The organism is Jeotgalicoccus halotolerans (assembly GCF_003387165.1).
Lineage (GTDB): Bacteria > Bacillota > Bacilli > Staphylococcales > Salinicoccaceae > Jeotgalicoccus > Jeotgalicoccus halotolerans.
This window is the reverse complement of sequence record NZ_QUMW01000011.1, coordinates 36,514-59,824: the sequence shown is the minus strand read 5'-3', so window position 1 is coordinate 59,824 and position 23,311 is coordinate 36,514. Positions and strand designations below refer to the sequence as shown.

At 43.3% G+C, this 23,311-nt stretch carries 27 protein-coding genes; 25 read left to right on the top strand and 2 right to left on the bottom strand.

Translation table 11 applies throughout. The features are described from left to right. Positions 1-46 precede the first annotated feature (46 nt). The 8 genes from DFR63_RS11995 (at position 47) to DFR63_RS06440 (ending at position 4,715) form a co-directional block, all read left to right on the top strand. The gene (locus DFR63_RS11995) at positions 47-1,087 is read left to right on the top strand and encodes an SEC-C metal-binding domain-containing protein (RefSeq protein ID WP_281271284.1); all 1,041 of its coding nucleotides are present in this window, start codon (positions 47-49) and stop codon (positions 1,085-1,087) included. Positions 1,088-1,142: 55 nt separating this feature from the next. Beyond that, positions 1,143-1,691 (top strand): chromate transporter, encoded by a 549-nt coding sequence (locus DFR63_RS06470; protein ID WP_115885131.1) that lies wholly within the window; start codon positions 1,143-1,145, stop codon positions 1,689-1,691. Further along, positions 1,688-2,218, top strand: coding sequence for a chromate transporter (locus DFR63_RS06465; RefSeq protein ID WP_115885130.1), 531 nt, complete (start codon positions 1,688-1,690; stop codon positions 2,216-2,218). Before DFR63_RS06470 ends, DFR63_RS06465 begins: the two co-directional genes overlap by 4 nt. Before the next feature lie 82 nt (positions 2,219-2,300). Continuing rightward, positions 2,301-2,807, top strand: coding sequence for a GNAT family N-acetyltransferase (locus DFR63_RS06460; RefSeq protein WP_115885129.1), 507 nt, complete (start codon positions 2,301-2,303; stop codon positions 2,805-2,807). Positions 2,808-2,877: 70 nt separating this feature from the next. Continuing rightward, entirely contained in the window at positions 2,878-3,090 is a 213-nt protein-coding gene (locus DFR63_RS06455; protein ID WP_115885128.1) for a hypothetical protein, read from the top strand. Positions 3,091-3,139: 49 nt separating this feature from the next. Beyond that, complete coding sequence (locus DFR63_RS06450) at positions 3,140-3,484, top strand: carboxymuconolactone decarboxylase family protein (RefSeq protein ID WP_115885127.1); 345 nt, start codon at positions 3,140-3,142, stop codon at positions 3,482-3,484. Positions 3,485-3,589: 105 nt separating this feature from the next. Next, positions 3,590-4,006: an OsmC family protein gene (locus tag DFR63_RS06445; RefSeq protein ID WP_115885126.1), complete on the top strand. Its 417-nt coding sequence runs from the start codon at positions 3,590-3,592 to the stop codon at positions 4,004-4,006. A 1-nt stretch (position 4,007) separates the two neighbouring features. After that, positions 4,008-4,715, top strand: a complete 708-nt coding sequence (locus tag DFR63_RS06440; protein ID WP_115885125.1) for an ABC transporter ATP-binding protein — start codon at positions 4,008-4,010, stop codon at positions 4,713-4,715. On the opposite strand, the gene coaW is transcribed toward DFR63_RS06440, so the two are convergent. Next, positions 4,708-5,502, bottom strand: coding sequence for a type II pantothenate kinase (gene coaW, locus DFR63_RS06435; protein WP_115885124.1), 795 nt, complete (start codon positions 5,500-5,502; stop codon positions 4,708-4,710). The two genes, DFR63_RS06440 and coaW, sit on opposite strands and share 8 nt — an antisense overlap. Before the next feature lie 79 nt (positions 5,503-5,581). After that, the gene (locus tag DFR63_RS06430) at positions 5,582-7,165 is read right to left on the bottom strand and encodes a BCCT family transporter (protein WP_115885123.1); all 1,584 of its coding nucleotides are present in this window, start codon (positions 7,163-7,165) and stop codon (positions 5,582-5,584) included. A 167-nt stretch (positions 7,166-7,332) separates the two neighbouring features. Here DFR63_RS06430 and DFR63_RS06425 point away from each other — a divergent pair, with 167 nt between their 5' ends. From DFR63_RS06425 to wecB, 17 genes are all read left to right on the top strand, one after another. After that, on the top strand, positions 7,333-8,163 hold the full coding sequence (locus DFR63_RS06425) for a GNAT family N-acetyltransferase (protein WP_115885122.1): 831 nt from the start codon (positions 7,333-7,335) through the stop codon (positions 8,161-8,163). 73 nt (positions 8,164-8,236) lie between these two features. Then, positions 8,237-8,743: a DNA-directed RNA polymerase subunit delta gene (gene rpoE, locus DFR63_RS06420; protein ID WP_115885121.1), complete on the top strand. Its 507-nt coding sequence runs from the start codon at positions 8,237-8,239 to the stop codon at positions 8,741-8,743. Positions 8,744-8,873: 130 nt separating this feature from the next. After that, entirely contained in the window at positions 8,874-10,490 is a 1,617-nt protein-coding gene (locus DFR63_RS06415) for a CTP synthase (RefSeq protein WP_115885120.1), read from the top strand. Between the two features lie 243 nt (positions 10,491-10,733). Next, entirely contained in the window at positions 10,734-11,375 is a 642-nt protein-coding gene (fsa, locus tag DFR63_RS06410) for a fructose-6-phosphate aldolase (RefSeq protein ID WP_115885119.1), read from the top strand. A gap of 34 nt (positions 11,376-11,409) precedes the next feature. Continuing rightward, complete coding sequence (locus DFR63_RS06405) at positions 11,410-12,675, top strand: UDP-N-acetylglucosamine 1-carboxyvinyltransferase (RefSeq protein WP_115885118.1); 1,266 nt, start codon at positions 11,410-11,412, stop codon at positions 12,673-12,675. Between the two features lie 91 nt (positions 12,676-12,766). Next, positions 12,767-13,732 (top strand): class II fructose-bisphosphatase, encoded by a 966-nt coding sequence (gene glpX / locus DFR63_RS06400; protein ID WP_115885117.1) that lies wholly within the window; start codon positions 12,767-12,769, stop codon positions 13,730-13,732. 275 nt (positions 13,733-14,007) lie between these two features. Beyond that, positions 14,008-15,300, top strand: coding sequence for a transcription termination factor Rho (gene rho / locus DFR63_RS06395; RefSeq protein WP_369891484.1), 1,293 nt, complete (start codon positions 14,008-14,010; stop codon positions 15,298-15,300). A gap of 116 nt (positions 15,301-15,416) precedes the next feature. Next, positions 15,417-15,677: a type B 50S ribosomal protein L31 gene (locus DFR63_RS06390; RefSeq protein WP_035810842.1), complete on the top strand. Its 261-nt coding sequence runs from the start codon at positions 15,417-15,419 to the stop codon at positions 15,675-15,677. 99 nt (positions 15,678-15,776) lie between these two features. Then, complete coding sequence (gene prfA / locus DFR63_RS06385) at positions 15,777-16,856, top strand: peptide chain release factor 1 (RefSeq protein ID WP_115885115.1); 1,080 nt, start codon at positions 15,777-15,779, stop codon at positions 16,854-16,856. Then, the gene (gene prmC, locus DFR63_RS06380; protein WP_115885114.1) at positions 16,843-17,697 is read left to right on the top strand and encodes a peptide chain release factor N(5)-glutamine methyltransferase; all 855 of its coding nucleotides are present in this window, start codon (positions 16,843-16,845) and stop codon (positions 17,695-17,697) included. The genes prfA and prmC overlap by 14 nt, the downstream gene beginning before the upstream one ends. After that, positions 17,690-18,739, top strand: coding sequence for an L-threonylcarbamoyladenylate synthase (locus DFR63_RS06375; protein WP_245954151.1), 1,050 nt, complete (start codon positions 17,690-17,692; stop codon positions 18,737-18,739). Before prmC ends, DFR63_RS06375 begins: the two co-directional genes overlap by 8 nt. A 1-nt stretch (position 18,740) precedes the next feature. After that, on the top strand, positions 18,741-19,142 hold the full coding sequence (locus DFR63_RS06370; RefSeq protein WP_115885113.1) for an arsenate reductase/protein-tyrosine-phosphatase family protein: 402 nt from the start codon (positions 18,741-18,743) through the stop codon (positions 19,140-19,142). 63 nt (positions 19,143-19,205) lie between these two features. Further along, the gene (rpiB, locus tag DFR63_RS06365) at positions 19,206-19,634 is read left to right on the top strand and encodes a ribose 5-phosphate isomerase B (protein WP_115885112.1); all 429 of its coding nucleotides are present in this window, start codon (positions 19,206-19,208) and stop codon (positions 19,632-19,634) included. Next, a complete protein-coding gene (locus DFR63_RS06360; RefSeq protein WP_115885111.1) occupies positions 19,603-20,151 on the top strand; it encodes a TIGR01440 family protein in 549 nt (182 codons plus the stop codon). The genes rpiB and DFR63_RS06360 overlap by 32 nt, the downstream gene beginning before the upstream one ends. 14 nt (positions 20,152-20,165) lie before the next feature. Further along, entirely contained in the window at positions 20,166-21,401 is a 1,236-nt protein-coding gene (locus DFR63_RS06355) for a serine hydroxymethyltransferase (protein WP_115885110.1), read from the top strand. 62 nt (positions 21,402-21,463) lie between these two features. Next, complete coding sequence (gene upp, locus DFR63_RS06350) at positions 21,464-22,093, top strand: uracil phosphoribosyltransferase (protein WP_115885109.1); 630 nt, start codon at positions 21,464-21,466, stop codon at positions 22,091-22,093. Positions 22,094-22,112: 19 nt separating this feature from the next. Then, on the top strand, positions 22,113-23,252 hold the full coding sequence (wecB, locus tag DFR63_RS06345; protein WP_115885108.1) for a non-hydrolyzing UDP-N-acetylglucosamine 2-epimerase: 1,140 nt from the start codon (positions 22,113-22,115) through the stop codon (positions 23,250-23,252). The last annotated feature ends 59 nt before the right edge of the window (positions 23,253-23,311 follow it).

The following is a 23,311-nucleotide window of genomic DNA, read 5'->3' as shown; positions in this document are numbered from 1 at the left end:
ATGATAAAATTGCCTTACCAACAGTTCAGTAAAGGAGTCGCTATATATGACAAACACTGCAGCTTATTTGAAAAAGTATGACTTGGAAGATCTGCACCAGCTTGCGGTCAATACCGGAGTAACAAATGAAGAAGCACTGGACAAGGAAGGCTTGATAACAGAGATATCGAAAAACCTGCTGAATGCGGATGTGCTGGAATATGCATATCTTTACAGTGACGAACCTGCACTTACGAGCTGGCAGCAGGGGTCAAAAAACATAGAGAACGGCAGAAATCTCAGTCTGGCGGATGTCTACGGCTTATATATAATGGGTTTTGCCTACGAGCTGCTGAATGAAGAAGATAACTTTTTTATTATCGATGAAGTACTGGAAAAATTTGAGACCGTCGATACTGAAAAAAACCGCGAAAAACGGACAGCGATACAGCGGCAGCTGAATTTAATACGCTCCGCCCTGCATTTATACGGTGTGGTTGAATTTAAACAGATTGTTCATTTGTTTAAAAAATATTACGGCATGGATATCACGATTGATGAAGTGGTGGATCTGGTCAACCGTTCGCCTTACGTCATTACTGTAAATAATAAAAACCAGGAATTTATTATTGATGATATGACTGATAAGCAGTATGAAATTATCCGGAATGCCCAGCAGAAATATAAGTATTATGAGCCGGAATTCGGGAAATTTATCAAATTCAGCAACCCGGGCTATATTGATGAATCAGCAGCGCACGAAGATTTAAAAAAATGGGCCTCAGAACATCTGAATACGAGTGTTGCATCGGATTATGAATTGTATCTGCATGTGCTCCGCATGGTTATCAGCGGACAAAAACGCGAAGAAATTTCCGGGGAAATAAAAAATCTTGGTTATCAATTTAAATCGAAAGCGGAAGAAGATAAATTCTTTGAGCTGATTCGGGATGTTGTAAGACATACGCGGCACTTCCAGTACCGCGGGAAAAGCGAAGCGGATATCGGACAGAAAACAATCGTTAAGGAAGTGAAGGTCGGACGTAACGATCCATGCCCTTGCGGCAGCGGCAAAAAGTATAAAAAGTGCTGCGGCAAAGCAGTATAGCGATTAAGTGGCTGGTAACTACCATCCACTTTTTACATAGCGGAAGGTGAGCGTCATGCATTTTAAAATATTTATGGTGTTTTTCAGAGTGGGAATCCTCGGTTTCGGCGGCGGACCGTCATCCATTCCACTCGTAAAAATAGAAGTCGTCGACAAATACGGCTGGATGACTAATGAAGACTTCCAGGATACACTGGCGATTGCGAACGTCCTCCCCGGTCCGATTATTACGAAGCTCGCGGGACATATCGGCTACCAGCTGAAAGGCTGGCCCGGCATTATTAATGCACTTATTGCAATCATCCTGCCGACAGCAGTCTTAATGACAGTATTATTGACGCTGTTTTCCGAATTTAAGGACTTGGCCTGGGTTCAGGGCATGAGCGCCGGTGTAGTGCCCGTCGTCCTCGTTATGCTTGCGGTGCTCACCGCAGAATTTATGAAAACGGCAAAAACATCTTCAACATGGAAATTTTTAATTCCGTTTACGCTCGGCATGCTGATTGTGCTGGAAGTGCTGAATATTCACCCGGCACTCGTCATCGGTATTATTATAGTATTCAGCCTGCTTCAAAAAAGCGGCGGACAAGCAGGTGACTCATGATTTATCTGGAAATATTTTTAGCGTTTTTAATTCCCGGCATACTCGGATACGGTGGCGGGCCGTCTTCAATACCGCTCGTTGAGCGTGAAGTTGTCGGTACATATGAATGGATGACCACAGCGGAATTTGCGGAAGTACTCGCGCTCGGCAATGCGCTGCCGGGGCCAATATTGACGAAAATGGGCGCTTATATCGGCTATGAAGCAGGCGGTGTGTTTGGCAGTATCGTTGCGATATCTGCAAGTGTGCTGCCCTCGCTTCTTTTAATGATTTTCCTTGCTGCAGTGCTGTATAAACTGAAAGGAACGAATAAGTTTTCGATGCTGACGCTTTTAATCCGGCCGGTCATTGCGATTCTGCTCGGTGTCATTGTTTTTGATTTCCTGTTCAGTTCCCTGGAGGTATCGGGAACTTTCCATACTTTCTTTTTAATCGGACTCTCGTTTGTGCTGCTGCAGATTGTGAAAATTCATCCGGCACTCGTCATCGTTATCGGTTTATTATACGGTGCGGTATTTATCCGGTAAGAGGCACATAATTTAAAACAGCTTACTGAATGTACTATACTTGATGCAGTAAACAGTCAATCCAGAAAGGAAGTTAGCATATATGGCATATAATATTCGCAAAATGGAAGTGAAAGATGCTGCAAGTATTATTGAGCATAAGAAACAGGTGACAGCAGAAAATCCAGATACGCTGGCAACAGCAATTGAAAACAGGACAATTACAATTGAAGAGGAAGAAGCGACGATAAAATCTCTTGGACCGAATGATCTCGGTATCGTAGCAGTCGACGGCGAGAAAGTTATCGGTATGCTGAATCTCCGTCAGGATCACCGCAAAAAATTCGAGCATATCGGCCAGTTCGGCATCAGTCTGCAGGCTGCCTATACAGGTTCCGGAACCGGCACTGCAATGGTCAAAGAGGCAGTGGAGTTTGCACGGAATAATGATAAGCTTGAAAAACTGATATTAACAGTCTTTGCTAACAATCCGGGTGCGATTAAATTATATAAAAGACTCGGTTTTGAAGAAGAAGCAACTTTAAAAAAACAGGTGAAATTAGCTGGCGGTTATACAGATTTAGTCTATATGGCGAACTTTTTAAAATAATGAACAACCGGCCTGCCTAAAGTGATATTATAGTGTTAAGAATGAATATACTTTAAAAACAGGTGATTAATTGAAAATTGTGCATGTATTATTGTACGCGCTGCTCTTAACGTTATTCACAGCAGGAATTATCTTCTCAACGATGGCATCTTATACTGAAACTTCACCGTTGCCCTACACGGTAATCGGTGCATTTATGGCTGTTCTATTTGCCCTGTATACAGCTGTCTTAATTAAATACCGCGGGAGAAGAATTCAAAATGACAAAGAGAATCGCGTTTGAGCGGTTCTTTTTGCTTTTTTAAAGAAAAAAATGGGGATGGTGTAATTAAATGAAAAATTTTGAAAACATTAATAAAAGAGCTCAAAAAAATACAGGACGTATCCAGGAATCTCAGCCAGATTTTATGAGAGCATTTAAGAAACTTCAGCAGGAAGGTTACAAAGCGAATGCGCTCGATGAAAAAACAAAAGAATTTATCGCTTTAACTTATGCAGTTGCAGATAAATGCGAAGGCTGTATCGGCAACCACATTAACAAATTGTTTAAACTTGGTGCAACAAGAGAAGAAATCAGTGATATCGTCGCGGTATGCATTGTAATGGGCGGTGGACCGGCAAGTGTATACGGCGGCTATGCACTGGAAGCATACGATGAAGCAGCAGGAGAAAATTAGCAAAGGAATGAAATCGAATGTTGCGGGAAAAATACAGAAAGCATAACGTATTACTATTAAAATACGATATTAAAGAACAGACAAATTAGAAAGTAGGCGGCAGAAATGAAAGTAAATTTAAACTGGCAGGGAAAATTGAAATTTGAATCCACAGGATTAACTACAGGACATACGGTAACGATGGATGCGAACGAAGCTGCAGGCGGAGATGCTTCTGCACCGTCACCGATGGAAATGGTGCTTCATGGTGCTGCGGGCTGCATGGCTATCGATATTGGTGTTATTTTAAGACATCGAATGGATAAAGTGACGAAACTTGCAATCGAAGCCGATGGAGAACGGGCTGACACGGAACCGAAATACTATAAGCAAATTAAAATGAATATTATTATCGACGGTGATATACCGGCGAAACAGGCACAGCGTGCAGCTGATCTGTCGAAAGACAAATACTGCTCCGCTGTTCACTCACTCGTTGCCAATGTCGATGTTCAGGTCATCTTGAACGGCGAAGCATTGTAATATGCTGTCTGTGGATAAACTCAGTATCGAATACGGGCAGTTCAGTATTCATGCCGATAATCTTACATTTGAAAACGGGCTTCACGTGCTGATTGGTGAAAACGGCAGCGGAAAGAGTTCCCTGCTCACGGGAATCATCGGGTATAACACTAAGGATATCAAGGCGCGGAAATTAGCATTTAATCATAATTCCATCGACAGAACCGCAGATTATATCAGTTATCTGCCTCAGCAAAATATACCCTTTCAAATCACGGTGGAAGATTTTATTAAAATGACAGCCCGAAGACGGCCATCGCAAAATGAGACAGATAAAGTTCTTCAGGACTTTAAGCTTGAAGGGCTGAGGCATGCATCAGCAGACAGTTTAAGCGGGGGTGAATTCAAACGTGCTTTATGTGCACAGATTCACTTTGAGGACAAACCCGTGCTGTTGTTTGATGAAATAGAACAGGGCTTAGATATCAATTATCAGCATCTGGTGATGACATGGCTGAAAAAGCTGAGCAGCAGCAGGGGAATTATTATGGCGATGCATGATTTGAATCTCGCACTAAATTATGCTGATACAGTCACATGCATGAAAAGAGGCACTTTAACAGAAGTTAAAGTGCCTGCAGCAGAAGTGACTGAAAAAATGTTGTCCGACACTTTTTCACGTGAAATGAAGATTATTCATTACGAAGGAAATATCATTGCTCTCAGCTGATTGCACCGAGTGCACCGCTGTATTCGCCGTTTGGAACGACGAAGGCGCGTGCATTTTTTAATTCGCTGTATCTGTATATAATATCGGTCATCACTTCATTATTGAGTAAAGTAGAGCCGATGAAAACCATATTTTTCGTGTCGAAAGCATCGGCTAAATTAATAGCCATTGCAGTGACGGTTTCTGCCACGAGTCCGATAACAGCAATCAGCTGATCTTCGGCCGAGGCAGTTTTTTGTGCATTGAGAATATTACCGAAATTGCTGGCAGTTAAATCGCCGGGTATCGGTGACGGCCTGCCATTGTAAATATGGTGAACCTTTAAATCAACATTATCGCGCAGGCCGTCTTTTGCGCGTTCAATTATTTTATCGAAATCGCCGATGCCTGTAAGCAGATAACTGAGACCGGTCATCGTCCCGCCTCCGACGCCGGAACCGCCGACGCGCTTTTGCGAATTACGTGTCGCCTGGTGAAAACTGGTCCCTGTACCAACGTTCAGATAAACATAACGGTCGAGATCCATATCTGCCTCTTTTAAAAGCTGTGTCAGCCCCCGGAAGGTTGCGTCAAATTCTATGGAAGAAGTCACGTCAAAATTTAATTTTTCAGCAATATATTCTGCTTTGCCGCCTGTTAAATAAATTTCATCTCTGGCATAATCCTTATTCAGCATACTGATAACCCCGTCGATTTCTGACGAGGGGTATTTTTTAAAAGTTCTGCCGTCCTTATCCAAAATCGCCACTTTAATTAAAGTGCCGCCGGCATCGATACCTATTTTCATATCTTTACTCCTCATAATTGCGAAATGAAGCAGCGCTCAAAAATTTTGAGCGCTGCTTTTTATTAATCTTTAATGCTTCTTAATATTTTTTGCGACGCTGTCTGCGTTTCATTGCTTCGTTCGGTTCCCGCCGGAGTCCTTTCGACACTGAAGCGATCATCATAATGAGTATGAGAGCAAAAGGCAGACCGGCAAGCAGAGATGCTGCCTGCAGACTCGTCAGACCGCCTGCCAGAATTAAGGCAATGGTAAGTAAACCGAGCAGGAGACCCCATAATACCTTCAATCCGGTCGGCGGATTGTCCGTATTTCCAATACTCATTCCAGCAACGATAAATGTCGCAGAGTCAGCTGAGGTGACCAGGAATGTAAAGATCAGAATAATTGCGATAGCTGAAGTCAGCCATGATATAGGGAGTGTATCAAACAGTGCAAACAGCGCCTGTGTCTGATCGTTTAATACAATTTCCCCGATATTTGTGTTATTAAAGAGATCCGAATAAATCGCAGTGCCTCCGAGTGCGCCGACCCACAGGAAAGACAGCATCGGCGGTACGATTAAAATACCCATGACATATTCACGAATACTTCGACCTCGTGATACGCGTGCGACGAATGAACCGATAAACGGACTCCAGGCAATTACCCATGCCCAGTAGAAGACTGTCCAGTCCTGAACCCATGATTCGCCTGAATATGGCTGCATACGAAGCGAGTAGCCGACGAAGTTTGTCAGGTAGTCGCCGAGACCGACAATAATGGTTTCCATAATAAATGTGAAGGGCCCGACAGCCATAATGAATATTGTCAGTATCAGTGCAAGTATCATATTCAGACTGCTGAGGAACTTCATGCCCCGCTTAAGTCCGGTTATTGTAGAAACGATAAACAGACCTGTCATTAAGGCAGTCAGTATGATTTGTGTCATTGGACCTGACGGAATACCGAATGCAATATCGAGACCGCCATCCATCTGCATAATACCTAAACCGACAGATGTCGACATACCTGTAATCGTTGCAATAATTGCCAGAATATCAATTGCTTTTCTGGCATTCTGATTGTAATCGAGCCCAAACAGCGGTTCCAGAGCTGTTGAAACTAAGCCATTCCGGTTTTTACGGAATTGGAAATAGCCGATTGCAAGTCCTGCAACACCGAAGATTGACCACTGTGAAATACCCCAGTGGAAATAAGTATAACCCATAGCGAGTCTTGCGGCTTCCGCATCTTCGACAGGTCCGCCGAGGAATGGAGATGTCATAAAGTGTTCCATAGGTTCGGCAACTCCGAAGAATACCAGTCCGACTCCTAAACCGCTTGAAAATAACATTCCGATCCAGGACCAGAACGAGAACTCAGGTTTTGAATTATCGCCGCCGAGCTTAACACGGCCGTATGGTGATAGTGCAAGGAATAATAGAAATACTCCAAAGCCAAAGACAACCAGTAAGAAAAACCAGCTGAAGTTTTGAGATATTACAGCGTAAACATTTTCAGATGCAACTTGGAACTGATTTGGGATAATCATTGCAATTGCAGATACAACAAGAATTATTGCGGTTGCCACCCAGAAAACAGTGCCGAGCTGCTTCACATTAAACTTATCCGGCAAATCCGGATTTGTACTTTTCTTTGACGTAGTATTGTCGTCATTCGTCAAGTGATTTCCTCCTAGAAATGATTCATATTTATCTTACTTGTTACCCTTCAAATACCAACAAATAACGCTGAAATAATGAAAGTTGTAATGTAATGTCTAAATTGTCACTATAGGGGTATGGCATTTATAATAGCAAACTATATCAATATGTCAAAAAGGGGTAAAACATGGATATTTCTATTAGAGAATTTACAGAGGCGGACAGGAAACATCTGGAGAATTACATACTAAGTGAAAGGCAGCGTGCTTATTCCAGCATGCCGCTTGAAGTGCTTGATGATGCGCTGAACGATATTAACCGCACTGCAAATGTTGTCGTTACGAGTGACGGGAAGACTGTAGGTTTTTTTGTACTGCACAAACACTATCAGCACGAAGGTTACAGCACACCTCATGAAGTAGTCTACGTGCGTTCTCTTTCAATTAATGAAAAGTATCAGGGGAATGGTTACGGGACGGCAGTTGCCCAAAATCTGCCGGTATATGTGCAGGAAAACTTTTCGTCGTTTGACCATTTATTCTTAGTTGTAGATGGTGAGAATGCCGGCGCATGGAATTTGTATGAACGTGCAGGGTTTTTGCACCTTGCGACAAAAGAGGAGGGACCGATCGGTAAAGAGCGCCTGTACTATCTCGATTTGAACCGGAGCTATGTACCGAATTTAAAACTGGAATTTGATGAAGACACAACTATCCCAAAGGTGAAAATTTTACTTAAGCAAGGCGACGGTGAAGTGGGGTATATCGATGCGGAACAAAACGGAAGCACACTTGAAATTAAACATATTTTTGTGGATGAAGAGCACCGGTCAGAGGGAGTTGCAGAAAGTGCGATGCGCCAGTTTGCAACAGCTGTCAGAAAGAGACTCGGCACGGTGGATACGGCGTCGGTAACCGTCTCTGAACCTGCCTTTGAAAAGCTGTTTATGAACGCGGGGTTCGCACCGGGAGACGATGGGGGAAACATGAACCGTTACGTGAAATTGATAAGATATTAATATAAAGCTTGAAACATAGTACAAATATTTGTATTATATCCTAAGGTATTTACATCTTGAAAGGATGACGTAAATGAGACTGGACAGCTATACAAAAGAAATGATGGACGAGCATTCGTTTATAGATATGTCGCACATATATTTAGAAGATAAAGGCAAAGAAACGAATCTTTATGAAATGATTGATAAATTTAAAGAAGTCGGTAGTTACACTGAAGGTGAAATTGAAAACCGTATTCTGCAGTTTTATACTGATTTAAACACAGACGGACGTTTCCTGAGTACGGATGATGGCGTATGGGGGCTTCGCGAATGGTATGCAGTAGATGACATCAGCGATAAAATCGCGCCGACTATTCACAAAATTGAAATCGCAGCCGAAGATGAGTATGTCGAAGAAGAAGCCGACGCAGACTACCCCGGAGCGAAAGAATTAGGTGAAGAACAGGAAGAAATCGATGATAAGCTTCACGGCGATGATGAAGATGACATTGACAATGAAGAAGTTGATGATGCTATTGAATTTGATGAAAAAGAAAAACTCGAAGATGATTATGACGATGAAGCAGATGCGTACTAATTTTTATTGACTTTTTCTTTTAAAGTGATATTATTTTATTTGGGCTCCCTTAAACAGGGACTAGTAAACGGCTCCTTTTCACATTGGTGAAAGGGAGCTATTTTTTATTTTAATACAGGAGGATACTTACATGACAAAATATATCTTTGTAACTGGTGGCGTAGTGTCATCATTAGGAAAAGGAATTACAGCTGCATCTCTCGGACGGTTATTGAAAGACAGAGGGTTTAATATTACAATTCAGAAGTTTGATCCGTATTTAAACGTTGACCCGGGTACGATGAGCCCTTATCAGCACGGAGAAGTATTTGTTACTGAAGATGGCGCGGAAACGGACTTGGACTTAGGACACTACGAGCGTTTTATAGATATTAATGTAAGTAAATACTCAAACGTTACTGCGGGCAAAGTATACTCCGAAGTTATCAGAAAAGAACGCCGCGGAGATTACCTCGGCGGTACTGTGCAGGTTATTCCGCACATCACCAATGAAATCAAAACGCGTATTAAAAAAGCCGGCGAATCTTCAAAAGCAGATATCGTAATTACTGAAATCGGCGGTACAGCAGGAGACATTGAATCACTGCCGTTTATCGAGTCTATCCGCCAGTTAAGAAGCGATCTCGGTAAAGATAATGTAATGTTCATTCACTGTACACTGCTGCCGTATATTAAAGCTGCCGGCGAAATGAAAACCAAACCGACTCAGCACAGTGTAAAAGAGCTGAGAGGCCTCGGAATTCAGCCGGACATGATTGTCGTGCGCTCTGAATACCCGATGACAGAAGATCTGCGCGATAAAATTGCACTGTTCTGTGATATTGATGAGAAAAGTGTCATTAACGCAAAAGATGAGGAAACAATTTACGAACTTGTGATGTCGCTTCAGGCGCAGGATATGGATGATTTAGTGCTTGAAAACCTGAACCTTGAATCATCAGGCGAAGCACAGCTTGAAGATTGGAAACACCTGCTCGACAATTTAAGCAAAATTGACAAAACAATTAAAATCGGTCTGGTCGGCAAATATGTCGAACTGCAGGATGCATACTTGTCAGTCGCTGAATCACTGCGTCATGCAGGTTATGAAGTACATGCGGATATCGATATTCACTGGATTAATTCCCAGGATGTTACACCGCAGAATTATAAGGAAATTTTAAGCGAAGTTGATGGTATCGTTGTACCCGGAGGATTTGGGGACCGAGGAATCGAAGGTAAAATTTTAACGCTGAACTACGCGCGTGAAAACAAGGTGCCTGTCCTCGGGATTTGTCTCGGCATGCAGCTTGCAACAGTCGAATTCGCACGCAATGTTGCTGGTTTAACAGGCGCTAACTCATCTGAGCTTGATGAGCATACACCGCATGCAATTATCGACCTGATGCCTGATCAGAAAGATGTTGTAGACCTCGGCGGCACGCTGCGTCTCGGGAGTTTCCCTTGTGTGATTAAAGAAGGCACAAAAGCGCGTGAACTGTACCAGGTGAGTGAAGTGGATGAACGCCACCGTCATCGTTTTGAGTTTAATAATGCATACAAGGAGCAGCTCGAAGAAGCGGGGATGATATTCAGCGGAACGTCACCTGACGGCCGCCTTGTGGAAATGGTTGAACTTAAAGATCATCCTTATTACGTGGGTGTACAGTTCCATCCTGAATTCCAATCCCGTCCGACACGTCCGCATCCGTTATTCAGCGGCTTGATTAAAGCTAGCCTGAATATGGATTTACAGGAAGAAGAATAAGCAGTTTTGAAATAGAAAAGCACCAAAAATCAGCCGGCTTTGTTCCGGCTGATTTTTTCGTCGGAATTCTGCAGTTTATTTTTTCTCCAGCCGGTCTAAAAGAGGTCAACGGCAGCGGCTGCAGCGATTATTAAAGAATTACGGGAAAATTTAAAGCAACTGTTAATGGTAAAGCATTGTCAGTTTGAGAAGCTTTAATTTATAATGATGTTAATATCACATTACTGGAGGACGAAAAACAATATGAAATACTTTATAGATACAGCTAATATGGATGAAATTAAAGAAATACACGAGTGGGGCGTACTGAGCGGTGTGACAACAAACCCTTCTTTAGTAGCAAAAGAAAAAGATATCTCTTTCCACGACAGACTCGTTGAAATCTGCGAGCTGGTAGGCGGGCCGGTCAGCGGTGAAGTTATTGCGCTTGATGCAAAAGGCATGATTGAAGAAGGGCGTGAACTCGCTAAACTTCACGAGCACATTATCGTTAAAATCCCGATGACAGAAGACGGCATGAAGGCAGTTAAAGTGCTTTCTGACGAAGGAATTAAAACGAATGTTACGTTAGTCTTCAACACGGTGCAGGCACTGACTGCAGCGCGTGCAGGCGCAACTTATGTATCGCCTTTTATCGGACGTCTTGATGATATAGGACTTGATGGTCTTCAGTTAATTGAAGATATCGCAGCTATCTTTGCGATTCACGATATCGATACTGAAATTATTGCGGCCTCAATCCGCAATGCAGGACATATGCACGGGGCGGCAGTACGTGGTGCGGATATCGCGACAATCCCTTATAAAGTAATTAAAACATTAACGAAGCATCCTTTAACTGATAAAGGAATCGAACAATTCTTAAACGACTGGAACAATAAATAGTCTCCACCCAATTAAATGACAAGGAGCTTTCTATATGGCTGAAGATGTAATTAAAGTCCGCGGCGGCAGTCAGCTGACCGGACAGGTTGACATCAGCGGGGCTAAAAACAGTGCGGTTGCTCTGATTCCGGCTTCGCTTATGGCCTCCTCTGGCAAAGTAACACTGGAAGGGCTGCCTGAAATCAGCGATGTTAAAACGCTGATGAGTCTCTTAAACGATTTGAATATTAAGACGGAATTATCAGGCACAACTCTTGAAGTCAACGCTGAAGAAGCGATAAATATGCCGCTGCCAAACAATAAAGTACAATCTTTGCGTGCATCGTATTATATGATGGGCGCAATGCTCTCGCGTTTTAAAAAATGTGTTATCGGACTGCCGGGCGGATGTCCGCTCGGACCGAGACCAATCGATCAGCACATCAAAGGATTTGAAGCGCTGGGTGCCAAAGTAACGAATGAACACGGGGCGATGTACCTGACGGCGGAAAAACTGACAGGCGCTAAAATATTCTTTGATGTTGTCTCAGTCGGTGCAACGATTAATATGATGCTTGCAGCAAGCTGTGCCGAAGGGCGAACGACTTTGGAAAACGTAGCGAAAGAACCGGAAATCGTCGATGTAGCAACGCTGCTTAACAACATGGGCGCGAACATCAAAGGTGCGGGCACGGATACGATTCGTATCGAAGGTGTGGAATCACTGCACGGTACGACCCATAATATTATTCCCGACCGGATTGAAGCCGGCACTTATATGATTGTCGGTGCTGTGTCCGGAAAGAATTACAAAGTGAATAATATTATTCCGACGCATATGGAATCACTGTCGGCAAAACTGGAAGAAATGGGTGTTAAACTCGATATTGGTGACGACTATGTCGTAATTAATAAACCGGAAAAATATAATGCAGTATCATTAAAAACACAGGTCTATCCCGGCTTTGCAACAGATTTGCAGCAGCCGATTACACCGCTTTTGTTTTTAGCGGACGGAGTCAGCAAGATTACAGAAACTATTTATCCTGCGAGATTCAGACATGTGGATGAACTGTCGCGCATGAATGCTCATATTGAGAAAAAGAGCGGCAGTGCACTGATTTATCCTTCACAGCTGAAAGGTGCAGAAGTATATGCAAGTGATCTTCGTGCCGGTGCATGTCTTTTAATTTCAGGTCTTATTGCAGAAGGCGTAACGACAATTCATAATGTAAATCATATCGACAGAGGTTACGCCGATATAGTTAAAAAACTGTCGGCACTCGGTGCTGATATTTGGCGGGATACTCTGGAAGATTGAGCATTCAAAGACCGGTATTCTTACGAATACCGGTCTTTTCTGTGTTATAATAGTCAAGGAAAAAAGTGCGGATATATAGGGGGAGACAGTTTTGGAAAGAGGATTATCGATGGAACTCGTAAGAGTGACAGAAGCGGCTGCGCTTTCGAGTGCAGCCTGGACAGGCAAAGGCTTAAAAAATGAGGCGGATGATGCGGCAACAGAGGCGATGCGCAAGCTGTTTGATACGATTCCTATGACAGGCAAGGTAGTTATCGGCGAAGGCGAAATTGATGAAGCGCCGATGCTGTATATAGGGGAAAAACTCGGTACCGGTTCTGGTCCCGAACTTGATATAGCAGTGGATCCGCTCGAAGGCACAACGACTGTTGCAGAGGGCACTATGGGTGCTATGACTGTTCTGGCAGCAGCCGATAAAGGTAATCTTCTTCATGCACCGGATATGTATATGCAAAAAATTGCTGCAGGTCCTGATTGCCTGGGTGTAATCGATATTGACAAATCTGTTGAAGAGAACATCCGTGCGGTTGCAAAAGCGAAAAATAAAAATATATCAGATATTACAGTGACGATTATTAAGCGTGAGCGGAGTGCAGAAATTATTAATCAGGTCCGTACACTAGGCGCACGTATTATAATGTTTGATAACGGTGATGTCGGCGCAGCAATCAATACTTGCTTTGAATGGACAGGTATCGATGTTTTAATGGGTGTCGGCGGGGCGCCGGAAGGTGTTATTGCGGCTGCCGGAATCAAAGCGCTGGACGGAGACTTCCAGGGCCGTCTCTTACCGAGAAATGACGAAGAACGTAACCGCTGCATCGAGATGGGTGTTAATCCTGATAAAAAACTCGAACTTAACGATTTAGTCAGCGGCGATGATGCCATTTTTGCAGCAACTGCAGTAACTGACGGTGAATTGATGAAAGGTGTCCAGTTCAAAAGCGGTTTTGCCGAGACATCTTCAGTAGTTATGCGCGCAAAATCAGGAACGGTAAGATTTATTAACAGCCGTCACAGTTTAAAGAAAAAACCGAATATGGTTATGGATAAATAAGAAAAGAGTATCAGCTTTCATCGGACTGCAAAACAAAACTTCAGTCCGATAAAACCTTATTTATCTTCAGCTTTTCTTTGACACAGGACCTCCGGCAGATGTAATATATGTATGCCTTTTAAAAACTTCAGATTCGCAATTACTCCATGGAGAAGAATCCCGCAGCTCCAGTGCAATCTCTAAAATTATTCCAGAAAAACATATAAATGAGTAAAAAATAATAAAATCAGTATTGGGAAGTGGAAATATTGTCTGATAAGCCAAAGACACAGGATATGAAATATGAAACATTCGATGCTTTATATAAAAATAATACGACTAAAGCGTTAACTGAACGTGCGAAAAACTTACGTCTTTCGAATTACAGCAAACTGAATAAAAAAGAACTGGTTCTTGCAATACTGGAAGCAGAAATGGAAAAAGACGGAAACTATTATATGGAAGGTATTCTCGATGATATCCAGCAGGATGGCTACGGCTTTCTGCGTACAGTTAATTTTTCCAAAGGTGAAAAAGATATTTATATATCCGCATCGCAGATTCGCCGTTTCGAATTGAAAAAGGGCGACAAGGTGACCGGTAAAGTCCGTAAACCTAAAGAAAATGAAAAATATTATGGTCTGCTGCAGGTCGATTTTATTAATGACCATAATGCTGAAGAAGTTAAAAAGCGTCCGCATTTCCAAGCTTTAACACCTTTGTATCCGGATGAACGTATCCGTCTTGAAAATGAACCGTCTGATATGTCGACGCGTATTATGGATCTGGTCACCCCGATAGGTTTTGGCCAGCGCGGAATGATTGTTGCACCGCCTAAAGCCGGGAAAACATCACTCTTAAAAGAAATCGCACAGGCAATTACGACGAATCATCCCAACGTGAAGCTCTTTATCCTGCTGATTGGGGAACGTCCCGAAGAGGTTACAGATCTAGAGCGTTCGGTTGAGCAGGCTGACGTTGTGCATTCGACGTTTGATGAGCCGCCGCAGCACCATGTTAAAGTGGCAGAGCTGCTTTTGGAACGTGCGAAACGACTCGTTGAGATGGGCGAAGATGTAATTATTTTAATGGACTCAATTACGCGTCTGGCTCGTGCTTACAATCTGGTAATTCCTGCTTCCGGACGTACTTTGTCAGGCGGTCTGGATCCTGCCAGCCTGCACCGTCCGAAGCATTTCTTCGGTGCAGCGCGCAATATTGAAGCGGGCGGCAGCCTGACGATTCTGTCCACTGCCTTAGTGGATACAGGCAGTCGTATGGATGATGTAATTTACGAAGAGTTTAAAGGAACAGGAAACATGGAACTGCATCTTGATCGTCATTTAAGCGAGCGCCGTATTTACCCGGCAATCGATATCAGACGCTCAAGCACACGTAAGGAAGAACTGCTGCTTGATAAAAAAGAACTGGAAATCTTATGGCAGCTGAGAAACCTGTTTACAGATTCATCTGATTTTACAGAACGTTTCTTAAGAATTTTAAAAACAACGAAAACGAACGAAGAGTTCTTCGATGTGCTGAGAGACCGTATGATCAGTTCTCAGAAAACCGGAAAACCGGTTATATAAATTTCTTCGCAGATATTGCTTTTTACACCGCGAGAATGTATAATGGCAAAGTAATGCGTGGTGATAGCCACAAATAACTCTGTTCCAGATGGTCCAGGGCAAAGGAGATGACAATTATGAAACAAGGAATTCATCCTGAATACAAAAAAGTAATCTTTTTAGATTCAACTACAGATTTTAAATTCTTAAGTGGATCTACACGTACTTCTTCTGAAACTATGGAGTGGGAAGACGGCAACGAATACCCGGTTATTCGTTTAGATATTTCTTCTGATTCACACCCGTTCTACACAGGACGTCAGAAGTTCGCATCAGCAGACGGCCGTGTTGAGAAATTCAACAAAAAATTCGGTCTTAAATCAAGCAACGAACAATAACGAAACTTCAACTGCACTGAGTATTTCAGTGCAGTTTTTTTGTCTTAAAAATATGCTATAATAAAATAACTAAACGAACCAGGAAAAGGACGAATTCTTATGTTTGATCAACTCGAAATAATAGAAAATCGGTATGAACAGCTGACTGAGCTGCTCAGCGATCCTGATGTAGTCAGCGATCCTGAAAAACTCCGCACGTATTCCAAAGAACAAAGCGACATTCACGATACTGTTGAAGTGTTCCGGGTTTACAAAGGACATCTGGAAACTATTGAAGAATCGAAAGAAATGCTGAAAGAAACAGACGACCAGGAAATGATTGACATGCTGAAAGAAGAAATTGCAGAAGCTGAAAGCATGCTGCCGAAACTGGAGGATGACTTAAAAATCCTTATCATTCCGAAAGATCCTAATGACGAGAAAAACGTTATTATGGAAATTCGCGGTGCTGCCGGCGGGGACGAAGCGCAGATTTTCGCAGGAGACCTCTTCAGAATGTATTCGAGATATGCCGAGGATCAGGGCTGGCGTACGGAAATCGTTGAGTCACAAAGCAGTGAACAGGGCGGATTTAAAGAAATCAGCTTTTTAATCCAGGGTAAAGGCGCCTTCTCGAAACTGAAGTTTGAGAATGGAGCACACCGTGTTCAGCGCGTGCCTGAAACTGAATCGGGCGGACGTATTCATACATCTACAGCAACTGTTGCTGTCCTGCCGGAAGTGGAAGATGTGGAAGTGAATATACGCAACGAAGATATTAAAATTGATACGTACCGTTCAAGCGGCGCCGGCGGGCAGCACGTCAACACGACTGATTCCGCAGTTCGTATTACCCACCTGCCAAGCGGCACGGTCGTTACATCACAGGACGAAAAATCTCAGATTAAAAACAGAGAGCGCGCCATGAAAGTGCTTAAAGCGCGCGTTTACGATATGATGCAGCAAGAAGCGCATGCTGAATATGCTGAAAAGAGAAAGTCGGCAGTCGGAACAGGAGACCGTTCTGAACGGATTCGCACTTATAACTATCCGCAAAACCGTGTGACGGATCACCGCATCGGTTTAACAATTCAAAAACTTGATCAGATTATTGACGGCAGTCTGGATGAGCTTATCGAGGCGCTGGCTATTGAAGAACAGACTTCAAAACTGGAAGAACTGAACAATGAAACGATATAAAGCAGTACTTAAAGAGGCGGAAGCCTCTTTAAGTGTATCTGGACAGGAAACCCGGGTCGCAGCGATTGTAATGGAAGAACTTTTCGGTTTGAATTTTGCCGGGCTTATGGTGCACGGGGATGAACTGATGCCAAAAGAGGATTACAAAAAATTTTCTTCCGTTATCGAACGTGTCTGTCTGAATGAACCCTACCAGTACGTGCTTGGAGAAGCGTATTTTTACGAATCTTATTTTAAAGTTACTCCGGACACGCTGATCCCAAGAAATGAAACGGAAGAGCTCGTGGATTTCGTGCTGAATAACGAACCAGACACAGGTTTAACAGTGGTCGATATCGGTACCGGTACAGGCGCAATCGGTTTAACTTTAGCTAAACACTGGACTTCAAATAAGGTAATAGTGACCGATATTTCACCGGGCGCGCTCAGCACAGCGCGTGAAAACGGCAGACGCCTCGGGGTGAGTGCGGAATATTTAGAAGGCAGTTTATTTGAACCATTGGTGGATAAAGAAATTAAAGCTGATATAATCATTTCTAATCCTCCGTATATCAGCGAGGATGAGAAACACCTTATGACGTCCTCAGTGCTGGAATATGAACCCGCGGCCGCCTTGTTTGCAGACGACGGAGGGCTCGCTCTATACAAAGAGATGATTCGCACCCTTCCCGAGGTGCTGAAGCCCGGCGGGCGGGTATACTTCGAAATTGGTTTTAAGCAGGCAGATGCATTGAAATCTTATATTGAAACAGCCTGGCCTGGAACTATAGCGCACGTTATTAAAGACATCAATCAGCAGGACAGAATATTATATTTTACGCGGGGTGAAAAGAGTGACTAAAATTTGGAAAATTACCGAAGCAGACTTAACAGATGACAGTAAAAAAACAGAAATCGATGAACAGCTGGAAGAAATAAAAATTGCTTTTACATACGGTGAAATTATCGGCATACCGACAGAAACGGTATACGGACTTGCAGCAGATGCACGGAATGCTGAAGCGATCAGTAAGATTTTTTCTGCCAAGGGACGCCCGGGAGACAACCCTTTAATTATACATATCCACAATATTAAGCAGCTGGAAGACTTTACGGCTGTGCTTGATAAACGCGTCATTAAATTAATGGAAGCATTCTGGCCGGGGCCGATTTCTTTTATCCTTCCGCTAAAAGGAGATTATCTATCGTCAAATGCAGTTGCGGAGCTTGATTCTGTAGCAGTGCGGATGCCGAGCCATCCGGTAGGGCGCAGAATTCTGCAGTATGCTGATATGCCGCTTGCGGCACCGAGCGCAAATATCAGCGGTAAACCGTCCCCGACAAATGCAAGACATGTTATTGACGACCTAGAGAACAAATTATATGGTGTTGTCGACAGTGAATCAGCAATTTACGGCATCGAAAGCACAGTACTTGACTGCACGCAGTACCCGTACAGAATAGCCCGTCCGGGAGCGGTAACGAAAGAAGAGCTGGAAGAAGTGCTGGAAGCAGATATTGATACAGTGAGCGGAGAGACTGACAAACCGATTTCACCCGGTATGAAATATAAGCATTACGCCCCCGGTCAGCCTTTGATTGTAATCGAAGGCGGTATTAACAATAATACTAAGCTGCCAGTGGAGCGCCATCAGAAAGTCGGGATTATTGCACCTGAAACAAGCAGGGAATTCATCGGTGAAGATATACAGTTCATCAGTCTGTGCAGGGATCGTGACAGTTACAAAGAAGCAGCGCGTAATCTGTATTCTGCTCTCCGTATAATGGATGCTTCGGATGTCGATATTATTTTTATTCACGGTTTTGATAAGGTGCCGGAGTCAGCAGGGCTGATGAACCGCATATATAAAGCGACCGGGAATGAAGTGATTCAGGGTGAATAAAATGATTTTTGTATGTACAGGCAACACCTGCCGCAGTCCGCTGGCGGAAAGTTATGCGCGTCTAAAATATCCGCATATGGATATTGCCTCGCGCGGACTTTATGTTACGGAAGGCAGCACGAACAGACGGTCACTTTCCATAATTGAAGAAAAAGGTCTGCCTCTGCCGGCGAAACCGGCACAGCTCACAGCGGAAGATATTGAAAACAGCACGCTGCTCGTGATGAGCGGAAGACATAAAAAGACGATCCTCGCACAATGGCCAAAAGCGGATGTTTATCTTCTGTCTGAGTATGCAGAAGCCGGCGCGGCAGATATTCCCGATCCGTACGGCGGAACAAAAGACGAGTATGAAGAAGTATTTATAAGTCTAAAAGAATACATCGATAAATTTAAGTGGTAAAACCGGTAATCTTTTGAAACTCTTTATACCGATGGTTATAATATATTCTAAGGAGATGAGTGTATGAAAGTTGTGATTGCATCCGACCACGGCGGAGTTAATTTAAAACGGACCGTGACGGAATACTTAACTGATAAAAAGATTGATTTTACGGATCTCGGGCCGGACAGCATGGATTCTGTCGATTATCCGGATTACGCGAAACCGGTTGCTGAGAAAGTAGCCGCAGGAGAATATGATAAGGGTATTCTAATCTGCGGTACGGGTATCGGTATGAATATTACTGCAAATAAAACTAAAGGCATTCGCTGTGCTTTGGTACACGATACATTTTCAGCAAAAGCAACACGTGCACATAATGATTCCAATGTACTCGCGATGGGTGAAAGAGTTATCGGCCCGGGCCTTGCGCTTGAAGTGGTTGACACATGGCTGAACACTGTATTTGAGGGTGGTAGACATGAAAGACGCGTTTGTAAAATTGAAGAATGATTTGCAGGCATTGACTGACGATTTATATAAAGCTGATTTTTTCACGCCGGAAAAAGTGCTCGTTATTGGATGTTCAACATCGGAAACAATAGGAGAACACATCGGTAAAAGCAGTTCAGATGAAGCGGCAGACTTAATCTTTAAACATTTTTTTGAAATCGCAAACAAAGAAAATATGCACCTATTATTTCAGGGATGCGAACATATCAACCGCTCTCTGACAACGTCGAGACACACTATGGAAGCATTAAAGCTGGAAGAGGTTACAGTAGTGCCGCACAAAGAAGCGGGCGGAAGCTTAAGTGAACTTGCTTATAAGGAGCTGTCTGACGCCGTTGTTGTTGAATCGGTTACGGCTGATCGCGGCATCGATATTGGCCAGACATTGATTGGTATGCATTTAAAACATGTTGCAATTCCCGTAAGAACGTCTGTAAAAAAAGTTGGAGAAGCAGTTGTGACGATAGCAACAACCCGTCCGAAACTTGTCGGCGGACCAAGAGCACATTATAAATAAAGGGGAGAATATAAGTGTCAAATATTCAATCACAGGATCCACAGATACAGGAAGTTATTGATAAAGAGCTGGAAAGACAAAATAACAATATCGAACTTATTGCAAGCGAAAACTTTGTTTCTCCTGCAGTTCTGGAAGCGCAGGGTTCAATCTTAACGAATAAATACGCGGAAGGATATCCGGGTAAACGTTACTACGGCGGATGTGAGCATGTGGATGTTGTTGAAAACCTGGCACGCGACCGCGCTAAAGAAATATTCGGAGCAGAGCATGCCAACGTGCAGCCTCATTCAGGTTCTCAGGCAAATATGGCTGTTTACTTCTCAGTACTTGAACCGGGAGACAAAGTGCTCGGTATGGATTTATCTCACGGAGGACATTTAACACATGGCTCCCCTGTTAACTTCAGTGGAAAACTGTTTAACTTCCTGTCTTACGGTGTTGAAAAAGATACTGAGACAATCGACTACGATAAGGTAATGGAAATCGCCAAAAAAGAGCAGCCGAAAATGATAGTTGCTGGCGGCAGCGCGTATGTTAAAATACTGGACTTTAAAAAATTCAGAGAAATTGCTGATGCTATAGGTGCATACCTGCTGGTTGATATGGCGCATATCGCAGGACTTGTTGCAGCAGGCCTGCATCCGAATCCGGTGCCGTATGCAGACTTTGTCACATCGACAACTCACAAAACGTTACGCGGCCCGCGCGGAGGCTTAATTTTAACGACAGCGGAGCATGCCAAAGCTGTCGATAAAAATATTTTTCCGGGGATTCAGGGCGGCCCGCTGATGCATGTTATCGGAGCAAAAGCAGTTGCATTCGGCGAAGCACTGCAGCCGGAATTTAAAGATTATCAGCAGCGTGTTTTAGACAATGCAAGGGCCTTGGCCGAGTCGCTGTCAAAAGGCGGTCTCCGCATCGTTTCGGGCACCACGGATAATCACCTTGTACTCGTCGATGTTAAATCATTCGGCCTGACAGGGAAAGCGGCTGAAGAAGCGCTTGATGAAGTCGGTATTACAGTAAATAAAAACACGATTCCATTCGATGAGGCGTCGCCTTTTGTGACAAGCGGCATCCGTCTCGGCACGCCTGCGATGACAACGCGCGGATTTACAGCGGATGACATGACAGAAGTCGGTCATATTATCGTTGAAACACTGACGCGAGTTAAAAATGAAGAGAGTCTGGATGGAATTTCAGAGAAAGTGACTAAATTGACAGGAAAGTATCCACTATATAAATAAACTGCGTTATAATATATACCGGATGAGATCATCCGGTTAATTTGTGGAGTGGAGGAAGATATATGTCGAAAGTACAAGTAATGGATCATCCGTTAATTCAGCATAAAATGAGTTATATCCGTGATGAAAAAACATCGACAAAAGAGTTCAGAGAACTGGTCGATGAAGTGGGTATGCTTATGGCTTATGAGGTAACGAGAGATCTTACACTCGAAGATGTGTCAGTACAGACACCTGTTCAGGAAACTACAGCTAAACGCCTGAGCGGAAAAAAACTGGGTATCGTCCCTATTTTACGTGCGGGGCTTGGTATGCAGGACGGTATTTTAAAACTTATACCATCAGCGCGTGTCGGACACATCGGTTTATACCGGGATCCTGAAACGCTTGAAGCCGTTGAATATTATGCAAAGTTTCCGGGAGATATTGAAGAACGGGATATATTTGTTATCGACCCGATGCTTGCAACCGGTGCATCAGCCGTGGAAGCAATTACAGCAGTTAAAAAACACGGGGCAACAAAAATTCGTTTTATCTGTCTGATTGCAGCGCCGGAAGGTGTGGACGTATTAAAAGAAGCACATCCGGATGTAGACATTTATATTGCGGCACTTGATGAGAAACTGAATGAGAAAAGTTATATTGTTCCAGGTTTAGGAGATGCCGGCGACAGATTATTCGGTACACGATAAAAAATCATAGGAGATTGTTATGAAAAAAATTATGACGATTTTCGGTACGAGACCCGAGGCAATTAAAATGGCGCCTCTCGTGCTCGAAATGAAAAAAGATGAAGATATTGACCCGGTTGTAGTAGTTACTGCACAGCACAGAGAGATGCTCGATCAGGTGCTGACAACTTTCAATATTACACCGGATTACGACTTGAATATTATGAAAGCGGGCCAGACACTGTCAGAAGTTACCGGACGTGTAATCAACGGTCTCGAATCAGTAATTAAAGAAGTTAAACCGGATATGATTTTAGTCCATGGTGATACAACAACTACTTTCGCAGGCTCGCTTGCTGCATTTTATAATGAAGTGGATATTGGTCATGTTGAAGCGGGTCTCCGCACACACAATAAATATTCACCTTTCCCCGAAGAAGCTAATCGTCAGATGACAGGTGTTTTGGCAGACCTTCATTTTTCACCGACTGAAGACGCGCGTCAGAATTTACTGGATGAAGCTAAAAATCCTGAAACGATTTCAGTTACAGGAAACACAGCTATTGATGCTCTGAAAACTACTGTTGATGAAAACTACCACAGTGATATCATTGAAAAACATAAAGATAATAAAGTTGTGCTGCTGACAGCACACCGCCGTGAAAATATCGGTCAGCCGATGCATAACATATTTGGGGCTGTACGTCAGCTTGTCGATGAGTTTGAAGATGTGACAGTTGTTTATCCGATGCATAAAAACCCTAAAGTTCGTGAAATCGCGGAGCAGTATTTAGGCAATCATGATCGTGTAGAGCTTATCGAGCCTCTTGATGTGCTGGATTTCCATAACTTTGCTGCAAGAAGTCATTTGATTTTGACTGATTCCGGCGGCGTGCAGGAAGAAGCGCCGTCACTCGGTAAACCTGTACTCGTGCTGCGCGATACGACAGAACGTCCGGAAGGTGTTAAAGCAGGAACACTTAAACTTGCGGGCATTGAGCAAGAGAAAATTTACAACATGACTAAAGAACTGCTTACGGATGAAGAGCTTTACAATGAGATGTCTCAGACTCAAAATCCATACGGCGATGGTCAGGCATCACGCAGAATTTGTGATAACATAAAATATTATTATGAACTCATTAAAGAAAAACCTATCAGTTTTTCCGTAAATGATTAGAAATTGTGAACATGTTGTTAAAGTTTTCATATTTTGTTGACACAAAAATTGCGTTCCTA

What these genes read in the sequence shown, in the direction of transcription:
- DFR63_RS11995 (WP_281271284.1), top strand. Translation starts at nt 47, where the DNA reads ATGACAAACACTGCAGCTTATTTGAAAAAGTATGACTTGGAAGATCTG.
- DFR63_RS06470 (WP_115885131.1), top strand. Translation starts at nt 1,143, where the DNA reads ATGCATTTTAAAATATTTATGGTGTTTTTCAGAGTGGGAATCCTCGGT.
- DFR63_RS06465 (WP_115885130.1), top strand. Translation starts at nt 1,688, where the DNA reads ATGATTTATCTGGAAATATTTTTAGCGTTTTTAATTCCCGGCATACTC.
- DFR63_RS06460 (WP_115885129.1), top strand. Translation starts at nt 2,301, where the DNA reads ATGGCATATAATATTCGCAAAATGGAAGTGAAAGATGCTGCAAGTATT.
- DFR63_RS06450 (WP_115885127.1), top strand. Translation starts at nt 3,140, where the DNA reads ATGAAAAATTTTGAAAACATTAATAAAAGAGCTCAAAAAAATACAGGA.
- DFR63_RS06445 (WP_115885126.1), top strand. Translation starts at nt 3,590, where the DNA reads ATGAAAGTAAATTTAAACTGGCAGGGAAAATTGAAATTTGAATCCACA.
- DFR63_RS06440 (WP_115885125.1), top strand. Translation starts at nt 4,008, where the DNA reads ATGCTGTCTGTGGATAAACTCAGTATCGAATACGGGCAGTTCAGTATT.
- coaW (WP_115885124.1), bottom strand. Translation starts at nt 5,502, where the DNA reads ATGAAAATAGGTATCGATGCCGGCGGCACTTTAATTAAAGTGGCGATT.
- DFR63_RS06425 (WP_115885122.1), top strand. Translation starts at nt 7,333, where the DNA reads ATGGATATTTCTATTAGAGAATTTACAGAGGCGGACAGGAAACATCTG.
- rpoE (WP_115885121.1), top strand. Translation starts at nt 8,237, where the DNA reads ATGAGACTGGACAGCTATACAAAAGAAATGATGGACGAGCATTCGTTT.
- DFR63_RS06415 (WP_115885120.1), top strand. Translation starts at nt 8,874, where the DNA reads ATGACAAAATATATCTTTGTAACTGGTGGCGTAGTGTCATCATTAGGA.
- fsa (WP_115885119.1), top strand. Translation starts at nt 10,734, where the DNA reads ATGAAATACTTTATAGATACAGCTAATATGGATGAAATTAAAGAAATA.
- DFR63_RS06405 (WP_115885118.1), top strand. Translation starts at nt 11,410, where the DNA reads ATGGCTGAAGATGTAATTAAAGTCCGCGGCGGCAGTCAGCTGACCGGA.
- rho (WP_369891484.1), top strand. Translation starts at nt 14,008, where the DNA reads ATGAAATATGAAACATTCGATGCTTTATATAAAAATAATACGACTAAA.
- DFR63_RS06390 (WP_035810842.1), top strand. Translation starts at nt 15,417, where the DNA reads ATGAAACAAGGAATTCATCCTGAATACAAAAAAGTAATCTTTTTAGAT.
- prfA (WP_115885115.1), top strand. Translation starts at nt 15,777, where the DNA reads ATGTTTGATCAACTCGAAATAATAGAAAATCGGTATGAACAGCTGACT.
- prmC (WP_115885114.1), top strand. Translation starts at nt 16,843, where the DNA reads ATGAAACGATATAAAGCAGTACTTAAAGAGGCGGAAGCCTCTTTAAGT.
- DFR63_RS06370 (WP_115885113.1), top strand. Translation starts at nt 18,741, where the DNA reads ATGATTTTTGTATGTACAGGCAACACCTGCCGCAGTCCGCTGGCGGAA.
- rpiB (WP_115885112.1), top strand. Translation starts at nt 19,206, where the DNA reads ATGAAAGTTGTGATTGCATCCGACCACGGCGGAGTTAATTTAAAACGG.
- DFR63_RS06360 (WP_115885111.1), top strand. Translation starts at nt 19,603, where the DNA reads ATGAAAGACGCGTTTGTAAAATTGAAGAATGATTTGCAGGCATTGACT.
- upp (WP_115885109.1), top strand. Translation starts at nt 21,464, where the DNA reads ATGTCGAAAGTACAAGTAATGGATCATCCGTTAATTCAGCATAAAATG.
- wecB (WP_115885108.1), top strand. Translation starts at nt 22,113, where the DNA reads ATGAAAAAAATTATGACGATTTTCGGTACGAGACCCGAGGCAATTAAA.